This is a genomic window from Streptomyces wuyuanensis (assembly GCF_900103455.1).
GTDB lineage: Bacteria > Actinomycetota > Actinomycetes > Streptomycetales > Streptomycetaceae > Streptomyces > Streptomyces wuyuanensis.
On record NZ_FNHI01000001.1, the window covers coordinates 289,736 to 315,476 of the forward strand.

The window sequence follows — 25,741 nt, forward strand, 5'->3', positions numbered from 1 at the left end:
TACCGTGTCCGGGAGGTCTCAACTCGGGAAAGACTGCCGCGCAACCTTGCTTTCGATCTTGCTCCGTTGGCGGGAAGTGGACTATACCTGTCGGCGTCCGCCTCGCCGGAACACGCGGCGAAGGGCCAGGGGGAACGGGCAGGCGAAGTATCGTCTGCGGCCCGGGCAGAAGTCCGTTCCCACTGCCACGGTATTACCCCTGCACGACCAGCTTCAGCAATTGACCGCGGTGGCGGGGCCCTTCATCTCAGGAAGGCGGGCGACCGGTTCACCGCCTGAGTCCTGGAGAAGGCGAGGACTTGAGCATGGGATCCACCTCCGGCCACTCGAACAGCGGTCTCGGCCGCCGCGACCTGATCAAGCGGTCCGCGGCGCTCGGCCTGGTCACCATTCCCACGATGGGCTTCCTGTCCGCCTGCGCGAGCGGTGACGGCGGCGCCGGCGGCTCCAAGGTCGAGAAGGGCAAGGTCACCAAGACCAACCCGCTCGGCGTCAACGAGACCGCTGCCCTCGAAGTCGTCATCTTCGACGGTGGATTCGGGCAGCAGTACGCGATCGACGCGGAGAAGAAGTACAACGCGGCCTTCCCGAAGGCGCCCAAGGTCAAGCACAAGGCCACCCAGAAGATCCAGTCCGAGCTCCAGCCCCGCTTCAACGGCGGCACCCCGCCGGACCTCATCGACAACTCCGGCGCCGAGCAGATGGACATGGGCGTCCTGGTCGGCAAGAAGCAGCTCGCCGACCTCACCCCGCTGCTGGACGCGCCCTCCGTCGACGACCCGAACAAGAAGGTCCGCGACACCCTGCGCCCCGGCATCGTCGAGATGGGCCAGTTCGACGGCGCGCCCGTCTGGATCCTCTACTACGCCTACACGGTCTACGGCGTCTGGTACTCGCAGACGGCGCTCGACCGGCTCGACGCCCAGTACCCCGAGACCTGGGACGAGATGCTCGCCCTGTGCGAGAAGGCGAAGAAGCAGGGCATCGCGGGCTGGACGTACGCCGGCAAGCACCCCTACTACCTCCCGTTCTCGCTCTACCCGTTCATCGCCAAGATCGGCGGCCGGGAGGTCCTGGACTCCATCGACAACCTGGAGCCCAACGCCTGGAAGCACCCGGCCGTCAAGGCCGCGTTCGAGGCGTACTACGAGCTCTACAAGAAGGGCTACATCCTCAAGGGCACCCCGGGCCTGGACCACATCCAGTCCCAGACCGCCTGGACCAAGGGCAAGGCGCTGTTCATCCCCAACGGTTCCTGGGTGGAGAACGAGGCGGCCAGCACCATGCCGAAGGACTTCAACCTCGCCGTCGCCGCGCCGTCCGGCCTCGACGCCTCGGACAAGATGCCCTTCGGCACCATCTGGGCCTCCGGCGGCGAACCGTTCATCGTCCCGGCGAAGGCGAAGAACGTCGAGGGCGGCATGGAGCAGCTGCGCATCATGCTCAGCGAGGAGTCCTCGAAGAACTTCACCACCCAGGTCAAGTCCCTGACCGCGTTCAACGGCGGCACCGACGGCATCGAGCTGACGCCCGGTCTGAAGTCGGGCGTCGCCGCGCTGGAGAAGGCCGGCGAGAACGTCGTCAACCCGCGTCTGCAGGACTGGTACGTCAAGCTCCAGAAGGAGCAGATCGGCGTGGCCGGTCTGGGCGAGATGATGGCCGGACGGCTCACCCCGGCCGAGGCCATCAGCAAGATCCAGGGCTTCGCCGACAAGGCCGCCCAGGACTCGTCCGTCAAGAAGTACAAGCACCAGTGAGCGGCCTGTGCTCCCGGGGGCGGCGTGCCCCCGGGAGCACACAGCACCAGCGGCGGCACACTCCGGCAGATCGGGGTCGGTAACCATGCAGCACGGCAAGTACCGGTTCATCGTGGGGTTCCTCGCGGCGCCCCTGGCGCTGTACGCGGTCTTCGTCATCTGGCCGTTCGTCCAGTCGATCTACTACTCGTTCACGGACTGGACCGGTCTGAGTCCGGACTTCTCCATGGTCGGCTTCGACAACTACGCGCGGCTGCTGGACGACGACGTCTTCTGGAAGTCGCTCCAGCACAGCCTGCTGTTCGCGCTGGTGCTGCCGGTGGTGACGATCGGCCTCGCGCTGTTCTTCGCCTTCATGATCAACGTCGGTGGGCGGCACCGGAAGGGGGCCGCGATCTCCGGGGTGCGGGGCTCCTCCTTCTACAAGATCGCCTACTTCTTCCCGCAGGTGCTGTCGATCGCGATCGTCGCCCTGCTGTTCCAGTTCGCGTACAACCCGGAGAGCGGAGCGATCAACTCCGCGCTCAAGGCGGTCGGGCTCGGAGACGTCCAGCCGCTCTGGCTCGGTGATCCGGACCTCGCGCTGTGGTGCGTGATGGCGGTCCTCGTCTGGTCCACGGTCGGCTTCTTCGTCGTCCTCTTCTCGGCGGGCATGGCGTCCATCCCGAAGGACTTCTACGAGGCGGCGCTGCTGGACGGCGCGAGCCGGGTCACCACCTTCTTCCGGATCACGCTGCCGCTGCTGTGGGACACCATCCAGTCCGGCTGGGTCTACATGGGCATCCTCGCGCTCGGCGCCGAGTCCTTCGCGGTGGTGCAGATCATGACGACGGGGCCGGGCGGTCCCGACTACTCGACCACGGTGATGGTGCTGTACGTGTACCAGTCGGCGTTCCGCGACGGTGCGGCGGCCTACGCGACCACGATCGGCGTCGCCCTGCTGGTCGTCACGCTGGCCTTCGCGGCCGTCGTGATGAAGCTGGGCCGGCGCGAGCGCCTGGAGTACTGAGATGAAGACGACCGAAACCTCTCCCGCCGGCACCGCGGAGCCGCTGCCGCACGTGGTGAAGACCGACCTGTCCGGCGCGAAGCCGAAGAGGAAGAAGCGCGGTGACGGCCGGGTCCTCAACGTCTTCTCGCACGGGATGCTGGTCCTCTGGGCCTTCATGGTCGTCATGCCGCTGCTGTGGGCGGTGATGACCTCCTTCAAGGACGACAACGCGATCTTCAGTTCGCCGTGGTCGCTGCCGGACCGGCTGCACTTCGAGAACTGGTCCCGCGCCTGGGGCCAGGCGCACATGAGCGACTACTTCCTGAACACCGTCCTGGTGGTCGCCGGCTCCCTCGCGGGCACCCTGCTGCTGGGCTCGATGGCGGCGTACGTCCTCGCCCGGTTCGACTTCCCGGGGAACCGCTTCATCTACTTCCTCTTCATCGGGGGGATGAGCTTCCCGATCATGCTGGCGCTGGTCCCGTTGTTCTACGTCATGAACAACATCCAGCTCCTGAACACGATCCACGGCCTGATCCTCGTGTACATCGCCTACTCGCTGCCGTTCACCGTGTTCTTCCTGACCGCCTTCTTCCGAACCCTGCCGACCTCGGTCGCGGAGGCGGCGCTGATCGACGGGGCCTCGCACACCCGCACGTTCTTCCAGGTCATGCTGCCGATGGCCAAGCCCGGTCTGATCAGCGTCGGGATCTTCAACTTCCTGGGTCAGTGGAACCAGTACATGCTGCCGACGGTGCTGAACACCGAGCAGGAGAACAAGGTGCTCTCCCAGGGCCTGGTGCAGCTGGCCGTCAGCCAGGGGTACAAGGGCGACTGGTCCGGCCTGTTCGCGGGCCTGGTGATGGCGATGCTGCCGGTGCTGGCCGCATACATCGTCTTCCAGCGCCAGGTCGTCGCCGGCCTTACGGCGGGCGCCCTGAAGTAGCTCCCCGAAGGGGCTCCAGCCCGCTCCGCCACCGCGTCCGTACCGCCCGCCGGCCACAGTCGGCGGGTGGTACGCGTGCCTTCCGCGTGTTTGCCGGTCTTTCGCTCAGGTCTTGACGGGGGGCTGCCCGAAAGGCTCCCCTTAGAGTTCACATGTTGGAGTGAAGAGCGGGAGTGTGTGAGTCGATGGAGACTCCGGGGTCGCAGACATCTCTGCATCGGGCCAATCTCGAGCGCGTCGTACGCGCCGTGCGGCTGGCCGGTTCGCTCACCCAGGCCGAGATCGCCAGGAGCACGGGCCTGTCCGCCGCCACCGTCTCCAACATTGTCCGCGAGCTGAAGGACGGCGGGACCGTCGAGGTCACGCCCACCTCCGCGGGCGGCCGCCGGGCCCGCAGCGTCTCGCTCAGCGGCGACGCCGGCATCGTCGTCGGCGTCGACTTCGGCCATACGCACCTGCGCGTCGCGATCGGCAACCTGGCCCACCAGGTCCTCGCCGAGGAGTCCGAGCCGCTCGACGTCGACGCCTCCTCCGCCCAGGGCTTCGACCGGGCGGAACAGCTGGTCAAACGGTTGATCGAGGCCACCGGAATCGGCCCCGACAAGATCGTCGGGGTCGGTCTCGGCGTGCCCGGCCCGATCGACGTGGAGACCGGCACGCTGGGCTCCACCGCGATCCTGCCGGGCTGGAGCGGCATCAACCCCAGCGAGGAGCTCTCCGGCCGTCTCGGCGTGCCCGTGTACGTCGACAACGACGCCAACCTCGGCGCCCTGGGCGAGCTGGTCTGGGGCAGCGGCCGGGGGGTCAAGGACCTCGCCTACATCAAGGTCGCCAGCGGAGTCGGCGCCGGACTCGTCATAGAGGGCCAGATCTACCGCGGTCCCGGCGGTACCGCGGGGGAGATCGGGCACATCACACTGGACGAGTCGGGGCCCGTCTGCCGCTGCGGCAACCGGGGCTGCCTCGAGACGTTCGCCGCGGCCCGCTACGTGCTGCCGCTGCTCCAGCCCAGCCACGGCCCGGACCTGACCATGGAGCGGGTCGTACAGCTGGCGCGGGAGGGCGATCCGGGCTGCCGCCGCGTCGTCGCCGACGTCGGCCGGCACATCGGCAGCGGCGTGGCCAACCTGTGCAACCTGCTGAACCCCAGCAGGGTGGTCCTCGGCGGCAGTCTGGCGGAGGCCGGGGAGCTGGTGCTCGCGCCGATCCGCGAGTCCGTCTCCCGGTACGCGATCCCCAGCGCCGCCCGCCGGCTCTCCGTCCTTCCGGGGGCGCTGGGCGGCCGGGCCGAGGTGCTGGGGGCACTGGCCCTCGTACTCAGCGAAATGGGTGATTCGACACTTCTGGACAGCTCGGTACCGGCCGGGACGCCTGCCTTCACTTAGATAACGAATGGCACCGTTGTCATCTCGTTAAGGATTTACTCCTTGACGCTGGCGTTGCGGCCGAGTTGACTTCCAGCCACCTCGGCCGCAAGGACGCGGCCTCGTCAGGGAGGTTTCTGAATGAACACGCAGATGCGTCGTGTCGCCGTGGCCGTGAGCGCCACCGCGATGGCCGTGTCCCTCGCCGCCTGCGGCAGCGCCAAGGAGTCCGGTGACAACGGCGCCAAGACCGGTGCCGCCAAGGGCGACGCCCTCACCATCGGTCTCCTGCTCCCGGAGAACCAGACCGCGCGCTACGAGAAGTTCGACAAGCCGCTCATCGAGAAGAAGATCAGCGAGCTGACGAACGGCAAGGCGAAGGTCGTCTACGCCAACGCCAAGCAGGACGCGACGCTGCAGACGCAGCAGGTCGACACGATGATCACCAACAAGGTCGACGCGCTGATCGTGGACGCGGTGGACGCCAAGGCCATCGCGGGCGGCGTGAAGAAGGCCAAGGAGGCCGGCATCCCGGTCGTGGCCTTCGACCGTCTCGCCGAGGGCCCCATCGACGCCTACACCTCCTTCGACAACGAAGAGGTCGGCAAGGTCCAGGGCGAGGCCCTCCTGAAGGCGCTGGGCGACAAGGCCAAGAGCGGCCAGATCGTCATGATGAACGGCTCCATCACCGACCCGAACGCCGCGCTCTTCAAGAAGGGCGCCCACTCCGTCCTCGACGGCAAGGTGAACGTCGGCAAGGAGTACGACACCAAGGAGTGGAAGCCGGAGAACGCCAACGCCAACATGGAGGCCGCGATCTCGGCCCTCGGCAAGGACAAGATCGTCGGCGTCTACTCCGCGAACGACGGCATGGCGGGCGGCATCATCACCGCCCTGAAGGCCGGCGGCTTCGACAAGCTCCCGCCCGTCACCGGCCAGGACGCCGAGCTCGCCGGTGTGCAGCGCATCGTCGCGGGTGAGCAGTTCATGAGCGTCTACAAGCCGTACGCGCCGGAGGCCGCGGCCGCCGCCGAGATGGCCGTCGCGCTCGCCAAGGGCCAGAGCCTGGACGCGATCGCCACGGCCAAGGTCGACAGCCCGACCACCAAGGGCGTCCCGTCCGTGCTCGTCCCGGTCGTCTCGCTGACCAAGGACAACATCAAGGACTCGGTCGTCAAGGACGGCGTCTACACCGCCGCCGAGATCTGCACCCCGAAGTTCAAGGCCGCCTGCGACGCGATCGGCCTGAAGTAGGCACCACGTCCCTGAGGGACGCTCCCTGAAGCCTGGCCGGTGCCCCGCCCCCATCCAGCCCCCGCTATCGGGGCGGGGCACCGGACAGAAACGCTTCTCCCAGCTTCTGCTCAACCTCCGCGCCACCCCTCCCGGCGCGGCATCCCGCCGGTCAGGCGGCGAAGGAGATGGTTCACGTGTCCGCTACGCCCGTGCTGGCGTTGCGCGGGGTCTCCAAGCGGTTCGGTGCCGTTCAGGCGCTCACCGACGTAGAGCTTGAGGTCCACGCCGGTGAGGTCGTCGCCCTGGTGGGCGACAACGGTGCCGGAAAGTCCACGCTGGTCAAGACGATCGCCGGCGTGCACCCCATCGATGAGGGCGTCATCGAGTGGGAAGGCAGGGCCGTGTCGATCGGCAAGCCGCACGACGCCCAGAACCTGGGCATCGCGACCGTCTACCAGGACCTCGCGCTGTGCGACAACATCGACGTCGTCGGCAACCTGTACCTCGGCCGGGAGCTCCGCAAGCGCGGCGTCCTCGACGAGGTCGAGATGGAGCGCCGCTCGCGCGAGCTGCTGAGCACGCTCTCCATCCGCATCCCCAGCGTCCGCATCCCGATCGCCTCGCTCTCCGGTGGCCAGCGGCAGACCGTGGCCATCGCCCGCTCGATGCTCGGCGCGCCCAAGCTCGTCATCCTCGACGAGCCCACCGCCGCGCTCGGCGTCGAGCAGACGGCGCAGGTGCTCGACCTGGTCGAGCGGCTGCGGGAGCGTGGCCACGCGGTCATCCTCATCAGCCACAACATGGCCGATGTGAAGGCCGTCGCAGACAAGGTGGCGGTGCTCCGGCTCGGCCGGAACAACGGCGTCTTCGACGTCAAGTCCACCTCGCAGGAAGAGATCATCTCCGCCATCACCGGCGCCACGGACAACGCCGTGACCCGTCGTGCGGCGCGCACCTCGGAGGCGCAGAAGTGAGCATCGACAAGACTCCGGCACCTGCCGGCGGCCGCCACCGGGTGGTCAACCCGGACGCCGCCCACGACGCGGTGACCGCGGTCGACCCCCGGCTCCTGGTGCGCGAGCAGGGCTTCGGCGGCTACATCGCGGAGTTCAAGCGCAAGCTGCACGCGGGTGACCTGGGCTCCATCCCGGTCGTCATCGGTCTGATCCTGATCTGCGCGATCTTCCAGAGCCTGAACTCGAACTTCCTCTCCGCGCAGAATCTCAGCAACATCGCGGTCACGATGGTCGCCACCGGCATGATGGCCGTCGGCATCATCTTCGTGCTGCTGCTCGGCGAGATCGACCTGTCCGTCGGCTCCGTCAGCGGTGTGTCCGGCGCGATCGTCGCGGTGCTGACCGTCACCCACGGGATGAACGAGTGGCTGGCCGTCGTGGTCGCCATCGTCAGCGGCGCGGTCATCGGAGCCCTCCACGGCTTCTTCTTCGCCCGCATCGGCGCCCCCGCCTTCGCCGTCACCCTGGCCGGCCTGCTGTTCTGGCTGGGCTTCATGCTCCAGCTCCTCGGCTCCCAGGGCACGATCAACCTGGACGGCGACGGCATCGTCGGCAAGCTGACCACGTACTACTTCTCCGACGTGGCGGCCGCCTACGGTCTCGCCGCGCTGGCCGTGGCCGTGTTCTTCGTCTCGGCGTTCGTCGACAGCCGCCGCCGCGACGCGGCCGGCATCCCGTCCCGGCCGCTCGGCGACATCGTGTTCCGCACGGTCCTGCTCGCCGTCGTGGCCTTCGCGGCCGCCTACATGTTCAACCAGTACAAGGGCCTGCCCCTGGCGCTGGTGCTGTTCCTGTTGGTCCTGGTCGTCACGGACTTCGTCCTGCGGCGCACGGCCTACGGCCGGAAGATCTTCGCGCTCGGCGGCAGCGTCGAGGCGTCCCGCCGCGCCGGTATCAACGTCACCGCGGTCCGGATCTCGGTCTTCGCCATCGCCGGCACCTTCGCGGCCGTCGGCGGTCTGTTCTGGGCCTCCAAGATCGCCGCCGCCAACCAGAGCGCCGGCGCCGGCGACCTGCTGATGAACGTCATCGCGGCGGCCGTCATCGGCGGCACCAGCCTCTTCGGCGGCCGCGGCCGCACCTGGAACGCGCTGCTCGGCGTCATGGTGATCGTCTCGATCCAGTACGGCCTCGCGCTGGAGGGCATCGCCACCCCGATCCAGTACATGATCACCGGTGGTGTGCTCCTCGCCACCGTCGTGATCGACTCGGTCACGCGCAAGACGCAGAAGACCGCCGGCCGCGCGTAGCGGCCACCGCCAGCAGTGCCCGGCGCCGGAACCGGCGCCGGGCACTGCTGCGTGTTCCCCCCGGGGGCCGCGGCCCGTCCCGGAAGGACCTCCGTGTCCTCCGATGGCGTGACGCGGAACGCACCGCCCGATGACAGCGGCCGGGAGCGGAACATTAGACTCGACAGATCGGCAAGCTCGACCAGCTCAAACGCAAGGAGGCACGGGTGGCATTGCTTACCCGTATCAGGGGACCGCGCGATCTGGACCGACTCGGCCCGGAGCAGCTCGACCAGCTGGCCGCAGAGATCCGCACCTTCCTCGTGGACGCGGTCTCGAAGACCGGCGGGCATCTCGGCCCCAACCTCGGCGTGGTCGAGCTGACCATCGCCCTCCACCGCGTCTTCGACTCACCGAACGACAAGGTCCTCTTCGACACCGGTCACCAGAGCTACGTCCACAAGCTGCTGACCGGTCGCCAGGACTTCTCCAGGCTCCGCGCAAAGGGGGGCCTGTCCGGCTACCCCTCGCGCGCCGAGTCCGAGCACGACGTCATCGAGAACTCGCACGCCTCGACCGTCCTCGGCTGGGCGGACGGCCTGGCCAAGGCCAACGAGGTGCTGAAGAAGGACGACCACGTCGTCGCGGTCATCGGTGACGGAGCCCTCACCGGCGGAATGGCCTGGGAGGCGCTGAACAACATCGCCGACGCCAAGGACCGCCCGCTCGTCATCGTCGTCAACGACAACGAGCGCTCCTACGCCCCGACGATCGGCGGCCTCGCCAACCACCTGGCCACGCTGCGCACCACCGACGGCTACGAGCGCTTCCTCGCGCGCGGCAAGGACATCCTGGAACGCACCCCCGTCGTCGGGAGGCCGCTCTACGAAACCCTGCACGGCGCCAAGAAGGGCCTCAAGGACTTCATCGCCCCGCAGGGCATGTTCGAGGACCTCGGCCTGAAGTACGTCGGTCCCATCGACGGCCACGACATCGAGGCCCTGGAGTCGGCGCTGACCCGCGCCAAGCGGTTCCGCGGCCCCGTCATCGTGCACTGCCTCACCGAGAAGGGCCGCGGCTACCAGCACGCGGAGCAGGACGAGGCGGACCGCTTCCACGGCATCGGCCCGATCCACCCGGACACCGGCCTGCCGGTGAAGGCGTCGGCGGCCAGCTGGACGTCCGTCTTCGGCGACGAGATGGTCCAGCTCGGCCGGGAGCGCGAGGACATCGTCGCCATCACCGCCGCGATGCTCCAGCCCGTCGGCCTGAAGAAATTCGCCGACACCTTCCCCGAGCGCGTGTTCGACGTCGGTATCGCCGAGCAGCACGCGGCGACCTCCGCCGCCGGTCTGGCCACCGGCGGGCTCCACCCGGTCTTCGCCGTCTACGCCACGTTCCTCAACCGCGCTTTCGACCAGGTGCTGATGGACGTCGCCCTGCACAGGTGCGGAGTGACCTTCGTCCTGGACCGGGCCGGTGTCACCGGCGACGACGGCGCCTCCCACAACGGCATGTGGGACATGTCGATCCTCCAGGTCGTCCCGACCCTGCGGATGGCGGCCCCGCGCGACGCCGAGCAGCTGCGCGCCCAGCTCCGCGAGGCCGTCGAGGTCAAGGACGCGCCGACGGTCGTCCGTTACTCCAAGGGAGTGGTCGGCCCCGCCGTCCCCGCGGTCGGCCGTGTCGGCGGCATGGACGTCCTGCGGAAGGCCGGCACAGACCGGCCCGACGTCCTCCTCGTCTCCGTCGGCGCCCTGGCGCCGATGTGCCTGGAGATCGCCGGCCTCCTGGACAAGCAGGGCATCTCCACGACCGTCGTCGACCCCCGCTGGGTCAAGCCGGTCGACGAGGCCCTCGCCCCGCTCGCCGAGCAGCACCGCGTCGTCGTCACCGTCGAGGACAACGGGCGCGTCGGCGGGGTCGGCTCCGCGGTCTCCCAGGCGCTCCGCGATGCCGGAGTGGATCTGCCGCTGCGCGACTTCGGCATCCCGCCGCGCTTCCTCGACCACGCCTCCCGCAAGGAGGTCATGGCCGAGATCGGGCTGACCGCACCGGACATCGCCCGCCAGGTCACCGGCCTGGTCGCCAAGCTGGACGGCCGTCTCGACGACGAGCCCAGCCGGACGGCCGAACCCGCGCGCGACTGATCAGCGCGCCGTCCGGCGCACGCACCCGGCAGACGGATTGGGCCGGTCGGAGTACCGTAAGAGGTTTCCGGCCGGTCCTTTCGTGTGAAACGCACTCCGTGGGCGGGCGAGGTTCCGCACCCCTCTCGATCATGGATCCAAGGCCATGGGTACGGAGGTACGCCGGTGAGCACACAGCAGCAGCCCCCGAGGAGCACCGGGGCGTTCCGGACCAAGACGGTCGAGCAGTCGATCCGGGACACGGAGGAGCCGGAGCACGCGCTCAAGAAGTCGCTCTCCGCCTGGGACCTGACCGTCTTCGGCGTCGGCGTCATCATCGGCACGGGCATCTTCGTGCTGACCGGCATCGCCGCCAAGGAGAACGCCGGGCCCGCCACCGCCCTTTCCTTCGTCGCCGCCGGCATCGTCTGCGCCCTCGCGGCGCTCTGCTACGCCGAGTTCGCCTCCACCGTGCCGGTGGCCGGCTCGGCGTACACCTTCTCGTACGCCTCGATCGGCGAGCTTCCCGCCTGGATCATCGGCTGGGACCTGGTCCTCGAGTTCGCCCTCGGCACGGCGGTGGTGGCGGTCGGCTGGTCCGGGTACGCGCGCCACCTGCTGGAGACCAACCTGGGCTGGGAGATGCCCGCCGCGCTCTCCGGGCCCGACGCGGGAGGCCACTTCGACCTGCTGGCGTTCCTGCTCATCCTGGCGCTGACCGCGGTCCTCGTCATCGGCATGAAGCTGTCGGCGCGGATCACCGCGATCGTCGTCGCGATCAAGGTCACCGTGGTGCTGCTGGTCATCGTCGCCGGCGCCTTCTTCATCAGGGCCGACAACTACACGCCGTTCATCCCCCCGGCCAAGCCGCAGGAGACGGGCAGCGGCCTCATGGCGCCGCTGGTCCAGGTGCTGTTCGGCTACGAGCCCACGAACTTCGGCGTCATGGGCATCTTCACCGCGGCCTCCATCGTCTTCTTCGCCTTCATCGGCTTCGACGTCGTCGCCACCGCCGCAGAGGAGACGAAGCACCCGCAGCGGGACATGCCGCGCGGAATCCTGGGCTCCCTGCTGATCTGCACCCTGCTGTACGTGGCCGTGACCCTCGTCGTCACCGGCATGCAGAAATACACGGAGATGTCGGCGACCGCCCCGCTCGCCGACGCCTTCAAGGCGGTCGACCAGCCCTTCTTCGCCGGCGCCATCAGCCTCGGCGCGGTCGTGGGACTGATCACCGTCTGCATGATCCTGCTGCTGGGCCAGACCCGGGTGTTCTTCGCCATGAGCCGCGACGGACTGCTGCCGCGCTTCTTCTCCGTCACCCACCCCAAGTTCCGCACCCCCCACCGGGCGACCATCGTGCTGGGTGTGGTGATCGCCGTCATCGCGGGCTTCACCAGCCTCGAGGCGCTCGCGGCCCTGGTGAACATCGGCACGCTCTTCGCCTTCGTCATCGTGGCGCTCGGCGTCATCGTCCTGCGCAACACCCGGCCCGACCTGCACCGCGCGTTCCGGACGCCCTGGGTGCCGGCGCTGCCCATCGTGTCGATCCTGGCGTCGCTCTGGCTGATGCTGAACCTCCCGGCCGAGACCTGGCTGCGGTTCGCCGTCTGGATGGCGATCGGCGTGGTCGTCTACTACCTCTACGGCCGCTCCCACAGCCGCCTCGGCAAGGTGGGCAAGGAGGCCGAGTTCTGAGGGCCGGCCCGTATCGACGGCCCGGCCCCGCCCACCCGGCTCGGCCCGCCCCCGCCCACCGGCCCCGTGTCTCCCGCCACAACGGGAGACACGGGGCCGACGGCGTTGCGATGAGCCACCTGTCACCCGCAGCGCCCTCGCGCGCCGCCCTCCGACCACAGCGGCGGCGGCGACGGGCCTCGGACGGGGGAGAGGCGCGCGGTCGCCGGGTCATCCGGCGCGTCCTTGCCGGCGGGCCGCACGGCTGGCCCCGGCGCGGATCGCCGGCGACTCGCGGGACGGAGGTCCAGGTCGTCGCGCACGGCCGTCCAGCCGGGTCCCCAGGCCGGCTCGGCGAACTCGGCCCGTGCGCCCCCGAACACCTGCCCACCAAACCGTCAGCCGCGGCGGACCGTGCGCGGCCCCACGACCTGCGCGCCCAGTGCCTCGACCCGCTCCCGCAGTCCCCGGTCGGCCGTGACCACGACCGCGGGACGGCCGGCGTACTCCCGGACGAGTTCCACCACCCGGTCGTCACCGCTGCCGGGCGCCTCCTCGACCCGCACGCCGGGGACGGGCCCGACACCCTTCGCCCGGCCCTCGACGACGAGGACCACCTCGACCGGACCGGGGTGTCCGGCGATACCCTCCTCGGCGAACGGGACCAGTCCGTCGCGCAGCCGCTCGGCCGCGCCGCGGCGGTCGCGCCACCAGCCGTCCGGTACCGAACCGACCACGTTCGCGCCATCGACGATCACGACAGTGCCCATGGCGGAAGCGTGTCACAGGGCCGGTCGGCGGGCGGGCAAAAGGGTGTGTCGCCGGGTGTTATCGTCACGTGAATCAAGCGCTTGCACGGCGCTCAGGGAAGGTGGGCAACAGGCCATGTCATTGCGGTCTGCGCGGGGGTCGAAGCGTCGGACGGGCACCGCCCCCGACACCGTGGGCGCCGAGGGCCGGCAGCGCCGGGCGGCCCGGGCGACGGCCTCGCTCCCCGCCGACCCGTCGCTCCCGCCGACCACCGGCTGGCTGCTGCGCGGCAAGGACGGGCGGCTCTCCGCGTACACGCCCGCCGTCGACGGCGTGCTGCGCTGGACCGAGAAGCGGCCGGGCGGGCCGGGGTGGATCGGCCCCGAGCTGTTCCCCGCCCCCGGCATCCTGCCGTACCTGGCGATCGCCCAGGGCTCGGACGGCTATGTGCAGCTGGTCGGGCTGCGGCGCACGCCCGTCGCCGGGGGCGAGTTCGCCACGGACGTCGTCCAGGCCATCCAGTACCAGTCGGGGCGCCCCATGCGGGACTGGTACGCGCTCGGCACCCCGTACGCCCAGGACCGCGCCCTCGCGGCCACCATAGGGCTTCCCGCGGCCGTCGTGGACGCGGGGGGTTCCCTCCACGTCTTCGTGCGCAACGCGGGCGGCGGTGTCTGCGGCCGGGCGCAGGTGCCGAACGGCAAGTGGAACAAGTGGGCCGACCTCAAGGGCAGCGGGCTGCTCGGCCTGCCCGCCGCGTCGGTCACCGACCACGGGCTGATGGAGGTCCTCGCCCCGACGGAGGACGCCGTCCTGCGGTGGAACCAGGAGACGCAGGGCGTGAAGTTCCAGCGCGCCGACGACATCGCGTTCTCCGCCCCCGACGGCTCGGTGAGCTCCGAGCGCACCGGCCGCGAGCGGCTGACCCACTTCTGGCGCGACGCCGCCACGGGCGCCGTCCACGCCTGGCGCGAGGGCATGGCCGCGCCCGCGGCCCTCGGCGGCGAGGGCGGCACCGGACCGGTCGCCGTGCTCCGTACGCCGGTCGACGGCCAGGACTGCACGATCCTCGCCCAGCGCGGCGCCGACGGCCGCCCGGCGCTCGCCGCGTATCCGACGGAGGAGGAGTCCGCCGGCCTCAACTGGACTCCCACGGGCGATCCCTGCGTCGGCGCCCCGGCCCTCGCCATCGACGGCACCGGCCGCGTCGTCCTCGCCGCCCTCGGCGCGGACGGCTCCCTGCGCGTGACCCGCCAGAAGTCCGAGTCCGGTCTGGCCATGGAGGCGTGGACGCGGGTCTGAGCCCGCGGCCGGCGCGCTCCGGGGCCGCTCGCGGCCGGGGTGCGCCCCCGCGGACGGACACACGAGAACGGGCCGTACGGGATCTCTCCCGTACGGCCCGTTCCTGTCGGCCCGTCAGGCCGCCGAACCGTCACCGGTCAGGCGGCCGCCCGGACCCGTGGTCACGCGGGGACGCTCGCCACGCCCTGCGCCAGGAACCGCTTGCCGTTGACGCGCTCGGCGACGCCCTCGCGGTCCAGGTACGGCGTGATGCCGCCCAGGTGGAACGGCCAGCCGGCGCCCGTGATCAGGCAGAGGTCGATGTCCTGCGCCTCGGCGACGACACCCTCCTCCAGCATCAGCCCGATCTCCTGCGCCACCGCGTCCAGGACCCGGGCGCGGACCTGCTCCTCCGTCAGGACGACGTCGCCCTGCTTCAGCAGCGCGGCGACCTCCGGGTCCAGCTCCGGCCTGCCGCTGTCGTACACGTAGAAGCCGCGCTTGCCGGCCTCGACGACCGCCTTCAGGTTCGGGGAGACCGTGAAGCGCTCCGGGAAGGCGCGGTTCAGCGTCTCGGACACGTGCAGACCGATCGCCGGGCCGACGAGCTCCAGCAGCACCAGCGGGGACATCGGCAGACCGAGCGGCTCGATCGCCTCCTCGGCGGTGGCGACCGGGGTGCCCTCGTCGATGACGTTCTGGATCTCGCCCATGAAGCGGGTCAGGATGCGGTTCACGACGAACGCCGGGGCGTCCTTGGTGAGCACCGCGGTCTTCTTCAGCTTCTTCGCGACACCGAACGCCGTGGCCAGCGAGGCGTCGTCGGTCTTCTCACCGCGGACGATCTCCAGCAGCGGGAGGACCGCGACCGGGTTGAAGAAGTGGAAACCGACCACGCGCTCCGGGTGCTTGAGCTTCGAGGCCATCTCGGAGACCGACAGCGAGGAGGTGTTGGTGGCGAGGATCGCGTGCGCCGGGGCGACGGCCTCGACCTCCGCGAACACCTTCTGCTTGACGGACATCTCCTCGAACACGGCCTCGATGACGAAGTCCGCGTCCGCGAAGCCCTCGGCCTTGTCCAGGACACCGCTGACCAGTGCCTTCAGGCGGTTGGCCTTGTCCTGGTTGATGCGGCCCTTGCCCAGCAGCTTCTCGATCTCGGCGTGGACGTAGCCCACGCCCTTGTCGACACGCTCCTGGTCGATGTCGGTCAGGACGACCGGGACCTCGAGGCGGCGCAGGAAGAGCAGCGCCAGCTGGGAGGCCATCAGACCGGCGCCGACGACGCCGACCTTGGTGACCGGGCGGGCCAGGTTCTTGTCCGGGGCGCCGGCCGGCCGCTTGGCGCGCTTCTGCACCAGGTTGAAGGCGTAGATGCCGGAGCGCAGTTCGCCGCCCATGATGAGGTCCGCCAGCGCGGTGTCCTCGGCGTCGAAGCCCTTCTGCAGGTCGCCGTCCTTGGCCGCCTCGATGATGTCGAGTGCGCGGTACGCGGCCGGGGCCGCACCGTGCACCTTCGAGTCGGCGATGAAACGGCCGCGGGCGACTGCCGCGTCCCAGCCCTCGCCGCGGTCGATCTCGGCGCGCTCGACCACGATCTCGCCCTTGAGGACGGACGCGGTCCAGATGAGCGACTGCTCCAGGAAGTCCGCACCCTCGAAGATCGCGTCGGCGATTCCCAGCTCGTGCACCTGGGCGCCCTTGAGCTGCTTGTTCTGGTTGAGCGAGTTCTCGATGACGACCGAGACGGCCTTGTCGGCACCGATCAGGTTCGGCAGGATCGTGCAGCCGCCCCAGCCCGGCACCAGACCGAGGAAGACCTCGGGCAGCGAGAAGGCCGGCAGCGCCTGGGAGACCGTGCGGTACGAGCAGTGCAGACCGACCTCGACGCCGCCGCCCATCGCCGCGCCGTTGTAGTAGGCGAACGTCGGCACGGCCAGCGAGGACAGCCTCTTGAAGACGTCGTGGCCGCCCTTGCCGATGGCGAGCGCGTCCTCGTGGCGCTTCAGCAGCTCGACGCCCTTGAGGTCGGCGCCGACGGCGAAGATGAACGGCTTGCCGGTGATGCCGACACCGACGACGGCGCCCTCGGACGCCTCCTTCTCGACCTGGTCGATCGCCGCGTTGAGGTTCGCGAGCGACTGCGGGCCGAACGTCGTCGGCTTGGTGTGGTCCAGGCCGTTGTCCAGCGTGATGAGGGCGAACCTGCCCGCGCCGCCGGGGAGGTCGAGGTGGCGTACGTGCGCCTGCGTGACGACCTCGTCCGGGAACAGCTCGGCCGCGCCCTTCAGGAGCTCAGCGGTGGTGGTCACTTGTCGCCTCCGGCGTCCTTGTGGTGCGGGTTCTCCCAGATGACGGTGGCGCCCATGCCGAAGCCGACGCACATCGTGGTGAGGCCGTAACGGACCTCCGGCTGCTCCTCGAACTGCCGCGCAAGCTGCGTCATCAGACGCACGCCGGAGGAGGCCAGCGGGTGGCCGAAGGCGATCGCGCCGCCGTACTGGTTCACCCGGGCGTCGTCGTCGGCGATGCCGTAGTGCTCGAGGAAGGCCAGGACCTGGACGGCGAAGGCCTCGTTGATCTCGAACAGGCCGATGTCCTCGATGGACAGGCCCGCCTGGGCGAGGGCCTTCTCCGTCGCGGGGATCGGGCCGTAGCCCATGACCTCGGGCTCGACTCCGGCGAAGGAGTACGAGACCAGGCGCATCTTGACCGGGAGGTTGTTCTCCCGGGCGAAGTCCTCGGAGGCGATCAGCGAGGCGGTGGCGCCGTCGTTGAGCCCCGCGGCGTTGCCGGCGGTGACGCGGCCGTGGACACGGAACGGCGTCTTCAGGCCCTGGAGGTTCTCGAACGTGGTGCCCGGGCGCATCGGCTCGTCGGCGGTGACCAGGCCCCAGCCCGTCTCGCCCGCCTCGCCCGCGGCGGAGCCCCCGTCGGGTACAGCGGTGCGGCGCACCGACACCGGCACCAGGTCCTTCTGGATCTTGCCGTTGGCGTATGCCTTGGCGGCCTTCTCCTGCGAGCGCACGGCGTACTCGTCGGCGCGCTGCTTGGTGATGGTCGGGTAGCGGTCGTGCAGGTTCTCGGCGGTCATGCCCATGAAGAGGGCGGACTGGTCGACGAGCTTCTCCGACACGAAGCGCGGGTTCGGGTCAACGCCCTCGCCCATCGGGTGGCGGCCCATGTGCTCCACGCCACCGGCGATGGCGATGTCGTACGCACCGAAGGCGACGGACCCGGCGACCGCGGTCACGGCGGTCAGCGCGCCGGCGCACATGCGGTCGATGGAGTAGCCCGGGACGGACTGCGGCAGACCCGCGAGGATGCCGGCGGTGCGGCCGATGGTCAGACCCTGGTCGCCGATCTGCGTGGTCGCGGCGATGGCGACCTCGTCGATCTTCTTGGGGTCGAGGTCCGGGTTGCGGCGCAGCAGCTCCCGGATGGCCTTCACGACGAGATCGTCGGCACGGGTCTCGTGGTAGATGCCCTTCGGGCCCGCCTTGCCGAACGGGGTGCGGACGCCGTCGACGAAGACGACGTCCCTGACGGTACGAGGCACGATGGCTCTCCTCCAGGGTGCGGGGTGGCACTGCTGCGTGGCACACGGCTAAGCGTGCGCTTGCTGCCCTCATGCTACTTGCGGGTAACTGGGTTGCCCACCCCTCGCGGCGGGAGCGGCGAACGTCACATGCGTTCGCCCCGGCTCGGCGGCGGGCGCGCGCTCGGCGCGCCGGGCGACCTGTGCGCGCGGGGGGCCTTCCGTGCCCCGACCGGTCCTCCGTGCCGGGCCGCGGCTCGGGGCGGCCGGTGCGCCGGTCCCCAAGTGCCCGCCGGCCTACGGGTGCTGCGGCGCGCGTACGTCCGGGCGGACGGCCGTCCGCGACGGCGGCGGCCTTTCGCGCTCCGGTGCGCCGGCGGGAGGGCCCGGGCGGGGCGGGGCCCGTGTCCCGGTCACGCGAGCGTGAAGTGCGGGGCGGGACGCGCCGCATCCGGCGTGTGAGCCGGGACGCGCCGCATCGGGTGCGTGGCCCGGTCGCGGCGGGCCGTGCCGTCCCGGGCGCGAGCCCGGTGGTCCGGGGCGCCGCAGCCCCTGCCGCATCCCGCGCATGGTCCGGGGGCGGCAGACCGTGTCGTCCCGGGCGCGAGCCCAGTGGTCCCGGGGTGACGCGGCCGCCGCATCGCATCCGGCGTGTGAGCCGGGACGCGCCGCATCCGGCGCATGGCCGCGGTCGCGGCGGGCCGTGTCGTCCCGGGCGTGAGGCCCGGCGCCGCGCGGGCGCCGGAGCCGACCGTGCGGGGCCCGAGCGCGCCACGCGAGCGGCGGTGGCCCCGCGCGTGCGGCGCCACCGCGCGGACGTGCGGCGCCGACGGCACGTACAGCCTGCGCGGCGCCGGGTCAGGGAGTCGCCTGGAGCGCCCTGGTCAGAAGCGGTGTCACCTGTTCGACCTGCCACGGCCGCGCCCCCAGCGCGGACAGCGCGGAGGCGACCGCCTCCGGGGTCGTCTCCGCCGGCGGCTCCCAGCACAGGCGCCGCACCGTGTCCGGCGTGATCAGGTTCTCCTGGGGCAGGTTCAGCTGCTCCGCCAGCGTGGACACCGCCGCCCGCGCCGCGGACAGCCGCGCCGCCGCGACCGGGTCCTTGTCCGCCCAGGAACGCGGCGGCGGCGGTCCGGTCACCGGCTGCCCCGGCTGCGGCAGCTCCGCCTCGGACAGGCCCCGCGCGCGGTCCACCGCCGCCTGCCACTGCTCCAGCTGCCGCCGGCCCATGCGGTGCCCGAAGCCGGGCAGGGCCGTCAGCGCGTGCACGTTCAGCGGAAGCGCCAGCGCCGCCTCGATGATCGCCGCGTCGCCGAGCACCTTGCCGGGGGAGACGTCGCGACGCTGCGCCACCTTGTCGCGGGCGGTCCACAGCTCCCGTACGACGGCCATCTGACGGCGGCGGCGCACCTTGTGCATGCCCGACGTGCGCCGCCAGGGGTCCTTGCGCGGAGGCGCGGGCGGCGCCGACGCGATGGCCTCGAACTCCTGCCGCGCCCACTCCAGCTTCCCCTGCCGGTCCAGCTCCTTCTCCAGCGCGTCCCGCAGATCGACGAGCAGCTCGACGTCGAGCGCCGCGTACCGCAGCCAGGGCTCAGGGAGCGGGCGGGTCGACCAGTCCACCGCCGAGTGGCCCTTCTCCAGGGCGTAGCCCAGGACCGACTCGACCATGGCGCCGAGGCCCACCCGGGGGAAGCCGGCGAGCCGCCCGGCGAGCTCGGTGTCGAAGAGCCGGGTCGGCAGCATGCCTATTTCGCGCAGGCACGGGAGGTCCTGGGTGGCGGCGTGCAGGATCCACTCGGTGCCGGCGAGAGCGTCGCCGAGCGCGGAGAGGTCGGGGCAGCCGACCGGGTCGACGAGTGCCGTGCCCGCGCCCTGGCGGCGCAGCTGGACGAGGTACGCGCGCTGCCCGTAGCGGTAGCCGGACGCGCGTTCGGCGTCGACGGCGACGGGACCGCTGCCGGCGGCGAACGCGGCGACGACGGACTCCAGCGCCTCGGGCGTGGACACCACCGGGGGGATGCCTTCCCGCGGCTCCAGCAGGGGAATCGGCGCCCCTTCGTCAGAGACGCCGCCGTCCGGGGGGCCGCCCCCGGTGGTGCGCAGGTCCGGCTCTGCTGCGGTCTCTTGGGCGTCGGTCACCTGTCAAGGGTATCCGTGAACGGCAAGCGCCCGTCGACGGAACGTTCCGTCGACGGGCGCTGGTCCGATGTAAAGGATGATCAGTGGATGATGCCGGTGCGCAGCGCCACGGCCACCATGCCCGCGCGGTCACCGGTGCCGAGCTTGCGGGCGATGCGGGCCAGGTGGCTCTTCACCGTCAGGGCGGACAGGCCCATCGAGACACCGATCGCCTTGTTCGACTGCCCCTCCGCGACCAGCCGGAGCACCTCCACCTCGCGGCCCGACAGCTCGCGGTAGCCGCCCGGGTGGCTCGGGGCGCCGGGGGGACGGCGGTGCAGCCGGGCGGCCGCGGCGCCGATGGGGGCGGCTCCGGGGCGGGTGGGGTGGCCGAGGTTGGTGCGCGTACCGGTCACGACGTAGCCCTTCACCCCGCCGGCGAGCGCGTTGCGGACCGCGCCGATGTCGTCGGCGGCGGAGAGGGCGAGGCCGTTGGGCCAGCCCGCGGCGCGGGTCTCGGACAGCAGCGTCAGCCCGCTGCCGTCGGGCAGGTGGACGTCGGCCACGCAGATGTCGCGCGGATTGCCGACGCGGGGACGGGCCTCCGCGATGGACGACGCCTCGATGACATCACGCACCCCGAGCGCCCACAGGTGGCGGGTGACGGTGGAGCGGACGCGCGGGTCGGCCACGACGACCATGGCCGTCGGCTTGTTCGGGCGGTAGGCGACCAGGCTTGCGGGCTGCTCGAGGAGAACGGACACCAGGCCTCCTGGGAAGGTGGGGGACGGAGCCGGCTCGGGGATGAAGCCGGGGCGAACCGTGCTTGATGGGTCACCACCTCTTCGGCAGCAAACCTGGTCGCCTTTAGAGAAAGATCACGATTTGGTGAGTAACAATTCCGGCAATTAGGACGCGTGATCGATCATGCTGTGATCCCGTCCGGACATCCCGGCGCCCCTCACACGCCCTGGCCGTGGCCGGATCCCGCCGTCGCGGGCCGTGGCTGAGGCCGCCGACCCCGCGAGCCGACGCGCGGCCGCGACGGCTTCGGTCCGCCCCGCGCCGCTCCAGTACCTGTTCCGGTGGTGCCCGTGCCGGCGCCGCGTCCGCGACGCCCGCCCGAGGCCCCTCCTTATGCCGTCTCCCGCGCAGCGTCTCCCGCGCAGCGACGCCCCGGCGACGCCGCGCCGGGCACCTTGCGTCCCGCCGGGAAGCTACGGAGCGTGCGGTCCGCGGCGCTGGGGCAGGGTGACGACGCCCGCCGTCGCGCCGTCCGGAACGCCCGCGGGCGGCAGCCCGCCGATCTGGCAGAGCAGGTCGCACCAGGCCGCGAGGTGCGCCGCGGTGTCCGGGGCCCCGTCGCGGCCCTCGCGCGGGGTCCAGGACGCCCGGATCTCGATCTGCGTCGCCGGACGCCGGTCCGCGAGTCCTCCGAAGTAGTGAGACCCCGCACGGGTGACGGTGCCGCTCGGCTCCCCGTACGAGAGGTTCCGTGCCTCGAGCGCGCCCGTCAGCCACGACCAGCACACCTCCGGCAGCAGCGGGTCCGCCGCCATCTCCGGCTCCAGTTCGGCGCGCACCAGCGTCACCAGCCGGAACGTGCCCTGCCACGCCTCGTGGCCGTCCGGGTCGTGCAGCAGGACCAGCCGGCCGTCGGCCAGGTCCTCGCCGTCGTCGACGACGGCCGCCTCCAGGGCGTACGCGTGGGGCGCGAGCCGCTGCGGCGGCCGGGCCGGGTCCACCTCGATCCCGGGCCGCAGCCGTGCCGCACGCAGCGCGTCGACCGCGAGCCGGAACGCCCGCGGCACGGAGTTCCGCTCGGCGTCGTCCGTGCCCTCGGCACCGTCGGATGGATCGGAGAACTGTCCCTGAGCCGCAGCCATGCGGGGAAGAGTAGGCGGAACGCGGGCCCGGCGCAGGGAGGGACACCCACCCGCGCATGCTCCGTGCCCGCACATGCGAAGATTCTGGGCGTGAGCGCCAACGACCTTCCCCCGGCTCGGAGCACCTCCCCCGCCGGGGACGCCCCGTCCGCGGGCCAGCAGCCGACGACCGACGCCCTGCGGGATTCCGCCTTCCTTAAGGCGTGCCGACGCGAACCCGTGCCGCACACGCCGGTCTGGTTCATGCGGCAGGCGGGGCGGTCGCTGCCCGAGTACCTGAAGGTGCGCGAGGGCATCCCGATGCTGGAGTCGTGCATGCGGCCCGACCTCGTCACCGAGATCACGCTGCAGCCCGTACGCCGCCACAAGGTGGACGCCGCGATCTACTTCAGCGACATCGTCGTGCCGCTCAAGGCCATCGGTATCGACCTCGACATCAAGCCCGGTGTCGGGCCCGTGGTCGCCGAGCCGATCCGCCGCCGCGAGGACCTCGCCCGGCTGCGCGACCTGACCCCCGAGGACGTCTCGTACGTCACCGAGGCGATCGGGATGCTCACCGGTGAGCTCGGCGCCACCCCGCTCATCGGCTTCGCGGGCGCCCCGTTCACCCTCGCCAGCTACCTTGTCGAGGGCGGGCCGTCCCGCAACCACGAGCACACCAAGGCGCTGATGTACGGCGACCCGCAGCTGTGGGCCGACCTGCTGGACCGGCTCGCCGAGATCACCGCCGCCTTCCTGAAGGTGCAGATCGAGGCCGGGGCCTCCGCCGTGCAGCTCTTCGACTCCTGGGTCGGCGCGCTGTCCCCCGCGGACTACCGCCGCTCGGTCATGCCCGCCTCCACGAAGGTGTTCGCCGCGGTCGAGGAGTACGGTGTGCCGCGCATCCACTTCGGTGTCGGAACCGGTGAGCTGCTCGGTGCGATGGGCGAGGCCGGCGCGGACGTCGTCGGCGTCGACTGGCGCGTGCCGCTCGACGAGGCCGCCCGCCGGGTCGGTCCCGGCAAGGCGCTCCAGGGCAACCTGGACCCGGCGGTGCTGTTCTCCACCCGGGAGGCGGTCGAGGCCAAGACCCGCGAGGTCCTGGACGCGGCGCGCGGGCTGGAGGGCCATGTCTTCAACCTCGGCCACGGCGTACTGCCCACCACCGACCCCGACGCCCTGACCCGCCTCGTGGAGTACGTCCACACGAGCACGGCGCGCTGACCTCGCCACGACCGGCCCCGCCCGCCCCGCCGGGACGGGGCCCTCGGTGCCTCCGCACGGTGCCGCCGACGAGCCGTCAGCCCGCCCTCGCCACCGCCGCCGTCGCCTTGCGCGCCGCCACCAGGACCGGGTCCCACACGGGGGAGAAGGGCGGGGCGTAGCCCAGGTCCAGGGCCGTCATCCGTTCCACCGTCATCCCGGCGGTGAGCGCGACCGCCGCGACGTCCACGCGCTTGGCCGCACCCTCGCGCCCGACGATCTGGACGCCCAGGAGCCGGCCCGTCCGCCGCTCGGCGAGCATCTTGACCGTCATCGGCGCCGCGTCCGGATAGTAGCCCGCACGGCTGGTCGACTCGACGGTGACCGTCACGAAGCGCAGGCCCACCGCGAGGGCCTCCTTCTCCAGCAGGCCGGTGCGGGCGATCTCCAGGTCGCAGACCTTGCTCACCGCGGTGCCCACCACCCCCGGGAACGTGGCGTAGCCGCCCCCGGCGCCCGCCCCGATGATCTGGCCGTGCTTGTTGGCGTGGGTGCCGAGGGGAATGTGCCGCTCGCGGCCCGAGACGAGGTCGAGGACCTCGACGCAGTCGCCGCCCGCCCAGATGTGGTCGTACCCGCGTACGCGCATCGACAGATCGGTGAGCAGCCCGCCGTGGGTCCCGAGCGGGAGCCCGGCCGCCCGCGCCAGCGTCGTCTCGGGCTCCACGCCGATGCCGAGCACCACCACGTCCGCCGGGAACTCCCCCTCCTCCGTGGCGACCGCGCGGACCCTTTCCCGCGTCCCTCCGGGCACGTCGGGCGACCCCGTGTCCGGGCCGGTGAGGATCTTGGTGACCTCCGCGCCGTTCACGGTGGTGATGCCCAGGCCGTCCATCGCCTCGTGGACCAGCCGGCCCATGTCGGGATCCAGCGTCGCCATCGGCTGCTCGCCCCGGTTGACGACGGTGACGTCGAAGCCGCGCTTCAGCAGCGCCTCCGCCATCTCCACACCGATGTAGCCCGCGCCCACCACCACGGCGCGCCGGCCCTCCAGCCCCGCCAGGGTGTCCAGCAGCGCCTGGCCGTCGTCGAGGGTCTGCACGCCGTGCACGCCCGGCGCGTCGATCCCGGGCAGCCTCGGCCGCACGGGCCGGGCACCGGTCGCGATGACGAGCTTGTCGTAGTCCGTCCACGACTCCGCGCCGGACTCCAGATCCCGGGCCCTGACGCGCCGCCCCGGGACGTCGATCTCGACGGCCTCCGTGCGCATGCGCAGATCGATCCCGCGCCTGCGGTGCTCCTGGGGTGTGCGTGCGACGAGTTCGTCGCGGTGGCCCACGTCGCCGCCGACCCAGTAGGGAATGCCGCACGCCGAGTACGACGCGGAGTGGGACCGCTCGAAAGCGACGATCTCCAGCTCCTCGGGACCCCGGAGCCTGCGCGCCTGCGACGCGGCGGACATACCCGCCGCGTCGCCGCCGATGACCACCATTCGTTCCATACGGAACACGCTACGGGGGAGCGGCCCTTCAATCCCGCCCGGGGGCCTGCGCCGAGGAGGAGCCGGACCCCGCCGCGGCCCGCCGCGCCAGCAGCGGCCGGAGCAGCCACCTCCACACCGCGTACAGCACCGCGAGCGCCGCGCCGAACGGGAACACCGCGGCCACCACCACGGCCACCCACCGTGCGGTCGACACCAGAGCGTCCCAGCCGCCCGACAGCGCGTCCAGGAAGCCCGGACCGCCCTCGTCGACGGGCTGTTCCGGCTTCTCGGGCTCGGACAGCCGCAGCGTGATCGTCGCCATCGTCGTCCGGTCCTTCAGCGACGCCTGGCGGGCCAGCAGCGACTCCAGCTCGGCCTGACGCCTGCTCAGCTCGCCCTCCAGTGTGACCACGTCCGACAGCTCGGTCGCCCGGTCCATCAGCGCCCGCACCCGTGCCACGCTCGCCCGCTGCGTCGAGACCCTGCTCTCCACGTCGACGACCTGGTCGGTGACGTCCTTGGCGTCCGCCTTCCGGGACAGCAGCCTCCCCGCGCCCGAGAGGCGGGCGAGGACCGACGCGTACTGCTCCTGCGGCACCCGCAGCACGAGGGTCGACTCGACGCGGTCCCGGCCGACCCGCTCGGTGGACTCGTCGGCGACGTGCCCGCCGACGCCCTCGACCGCCGTACGGGCCTCCGCGAGCGCGCGGGTGGCGTCCTTCACCTCCACGGCCAGGTCGGCGGTCCTGATGACGTGGGTGGCGGGCAGTGGCTGCCCGGCGCCGGCGCCGGCGCCGGGCGCGCCGGCCTTCGGCCCCGCGGCTCCGGAGGCGGCGTCGGCGGCCGCGCCGGGGGCGCCCCCCTTCGCCGCCTCCGGAGCCGCGGCGGCATGTTCGCCCGAGGCGGATTTGCCGTCGGAGGCGCCGCAGCCGGCGAGTGCGAGTGAGGTGACGAGAAGTACTGCCGCGAACCTGTGCCGTGCACGCATGTCGGTCCCCCCAAGGGATGCGGTGGGTCGGTGCCGGTTCGACGTGCGGCCGCCGGGCGGGGTTGCCCGGCCCCGATTCCGAAGCGGTCACGGTAGGGACTCGTTACGGCACGGCACGCGACGGCCCGGCAGGAAGGGCCGGGGAGGGGACGGCGGTACGAACGGCA

At 71.4% G+C, this 25,741-nt stretch carries 19 protein-coding genes; 11 read left to right on the plus strand and 8 right to left on the minus strand.

Translation table 11 applies throughout. From position 1 onward, the window contains the following. Positions 1-305: 305 nt before the first annotated feature. From ngcE to BLT82_RS01205, 9 genes are all read left to right on the plus strand, one after another. On the plus strand, positions 306-1,757 hold the full coding sequence (gene ngcE / locus BLT82_RS01165; protein WP_093651861.1) for an N-acetylglucosamine/diacetylchitobiose ABC transporter substrate-binding protein: 1,452 nt from the start codon (positions 306-308) through the stop codon (positions 1,755-1,757). An 85-nt stretch (positions 1,758-1,842) separates the two neighbouring features. Continuing rightward, the gene (locus BLT82_RS01170; protein WP_093651862.1) at positions 1,843-2,766 is read left to right on the plus strand and encodes a carbohydrate ABC transporter permease; all 924 of its coding nucleotides are present in this window, start codon (positions 1,843-1,845) and stop codon (positions 2,764-2,766) included. Position 2,767: 1 nt separating this feature from the next. After that, a complete protein-coding gene (locus BLT82_RS01175) occupies positions 2,768-3,694 on the plus strand; it encodes a carbohydrate ABC transporter permease (protein ID WP_093651863.1) in 927 nt (308 codons plus the stop codon). Between the two features lie 185 nt (positions 3,695-3,879). Further along, the gene (locus BLT82_RS01180; RefSeq protein ID WP_093651864.1) at positions 3,880-5,079 is read left to right on the plus strand and encodes an ROK family transcriptional regulator; all 1,200 of its coding nucleotides are present in this window, start codon (positions 3,880-3,882) and stop codon (positions 5,077-5,079) included. Positions 5,080-5,199: 120 nt separating this feature from the next. After that, positions 5,200-6,312, plus strand: coding sequence for a substrate-binding domain-containing protein (locus BLT82_RS01185; protein ID WP_093651865.1), 1,113 nt, complete (start codon positions 5,200-5,202; stop codon positions 6,310-6,312). A 167-nt stretch (positions 6,313-6,479) separates the two neighbouring features. Then, complete coding sequence (locus BLT82_RS01190) at positions 6,480-7,268, plus strand: ATP-binding cassette domain-containing protein (protein ID WP_093651866.1); 789 nt, start codon at positions 6,480-6,482, stop codon at positions 7,266-7,268. Further along, the gene (locus BLT82_RS01195) at positions 7,265-8,560 is read left to right on the plus strand and encodes a sugar ABC transporter permease (RefSeq protein ID WP_093651867.1); all 1,296 of its coding nucleotides are present in this window, start codon (positions 7,265-7,267) and stop codon (positions 8,558-8,560) included. The genes BLT82_RS01190 and BLT82_RS01195 overlap by 4 nt, the downstream gene beginning before the upstream one ends. A gap of 206 nt (positions 8,561-8,766) precedes the next feature. Further along, positions 8,767-10,689: a 1-deoxy-D-xylulose-5-phosphate synthase gene (gene dxs, locus BLT82_RS01200; RefSeq protein WP_093651868.1), complete on the plus strand. Its 1,923-nt coding sequence runs from the start codon at positions 8,767-8,769 to the stop codon at positions 10,687-10,689. Between the two features lie 165 nt (positions 10,690-10,854). After that, on the plus strand, positions 10,855-12,366 hold the full coding sequence (locus tag BLT82_RS01205) for an amino acid permease (RefSeq protein WP_093651869.1): 1,512 nt from the start codon (positions 10,855-10,857) through the stop codon (positions 12,364-12,366). A 377-nt stretch (positions 12,367-12,743) separates the two neighbouring features. On the opposite strand, the gene BLT82_RS01210 is transcribed toward BLT82_RS01205, so the two are convergent. Continuing rightward, positions 12,744-13,115, minus strand: a complete 372-nt coding sequence (locus BLT82_RS01210; protein ID WP_093651870.1) for a PIN domain-containing protein — start codon at positions 13,113-13,115, stop codon at positions 12,744-12,746. A 172-nt stretch (positions 13,116-13,287) separates the two neighbouring features. Here BLT82_RS01210 and BLT82_RS01215 point away from each other — a divergent pair, with 172 nt between their 5' ends. Further along, complete coding sequence (locus BLT82_RS01215; protein WP_093651871.1) at positions 13,288-14,397, plus strand: DUF8189 domain-containing protein; 1,110 nt, start codon at positions 13,288-13,290, stop codon at positions 14,395-14,397. Between the two features lie 161 nt (positions 14,398-14,558). Here BLT82_RS01215 and BLT82_RS01220 read toward each other — a convergent pair whose 3' ends face one another. The 5 genes from BLT82_RS01220 to BLT82_RS01240 all read right to left on the minus strand — a co-directional run bounded on the left by BLT82_RS01220 (position 14,559) and on the right by BLT82_RS01240 (position 21,921). Continuing rightward, positions 14,559-16,688: a 3-hydroxyacyl-CoA dehydrogenase NAD-binding domain-containing protein gene (locus BLT82_RS01220; protein WP_093651872.1), complete on the minus strand. Its 2,130-nt coding sequence runs from the start codon at positions 16,686-16,688 to the stop codon at positions 14,559-14,561. Continuing rightward, complete coding sequence (locus BLT82_RS01225) at positions 16,685-17,935, minus strand: thiolase family protein (protein WP_093651873.1); 1,251 nt, start codon at positions 17,933-17,935, stop codon at positions 16,685-16,687. Before BLT82_RS01225 ends, BLT82_RS01220 begins: the two co-directional genes overlap by 4 nt. 837 nt (positions 17,936-18,772) lie before the next feature. Continuing rightward, positions 18,773-20,056, minus strand: a complete 1,284-nt coding sequence (locus tag BLT82_RS01230; RefSeq protein WP_093651874.1) for an HRDC domain-containing protein — start codon at positions 20,054-20,056, stop codon at positions 18,773-18,775. Positions 20,057-20,136: 80 nt separating this feature from the next. Beyond that, positions 20,137-20,799: a helix-turn-helix transcriptional regulator gene (locus BLT82_RS01235; RefSeq protein ID WP_093651875.1), complete on the minus strand. Its 663-nt coding sequence runs from the start codon at positions 20,797-20,799 to the stop codon at positions 20,137-20,139. A 453-nt stretch (positions 20,800-21,252) separates the two neighbouring features. Further along, positions 21,253-21,921, minus strand: coding sequence for a DUF3000 domain-containing protein (locus BLT82_RS01240; RefSeq protein ID WP_093651876.1), 669 nt, complete (start codon positions 21,919-21,921; stop codon positions 21,253-21,255). 90 nt (positions 21,922-22,011) lie between these two features. Here BLT82_RS01240 and hemE point away from each other — a divergent pair, with 90 nt between their 5' ends. Continuing rightward, complete coding sequence (hemE, locus tag BLT82_RS01245; RefSeq protein ID WP_093651877.1) at positions 22,012-23,124, plus strand: uroporphyrinogen decarboxylase; 1,113 nt, start codon at positions 22,012-22,014, stop codon at positions 23,122-23,124. Positions 23,125-23,200: 76 nt separating this feature from the next. Here hemE and BLT82_RS01250 read toward each other — a convergent pair whose 3' ends face one another. Continuing rightward, positions 23,201-24,604, minus strand: a complete 1,404-nt coding sequence (locus BLT82_RS01250) for an FAD-dependent oxidoreductase (protein WP_093651878.1) — start codon at positions 24,602-24,604, stop codon at positions 23,201-23,203. A gap of 28 nt (positions 24,605-24,632) precedes the next feature. Next, the gene (locus BLT82_RS01255) at positions 24,633-25,574 is read right to left on the minus strand and encodes a DUF4349 domain-containing protein (RefSeq protein WP_093651879.1); all 942 of its coding nucleotides are present in this window, start codon (positions 25,572-25,574) and stop codon (positions 24,633-24,635) included. Positions 25,575-25,741 lie beyond the last annotated feature (167 nt).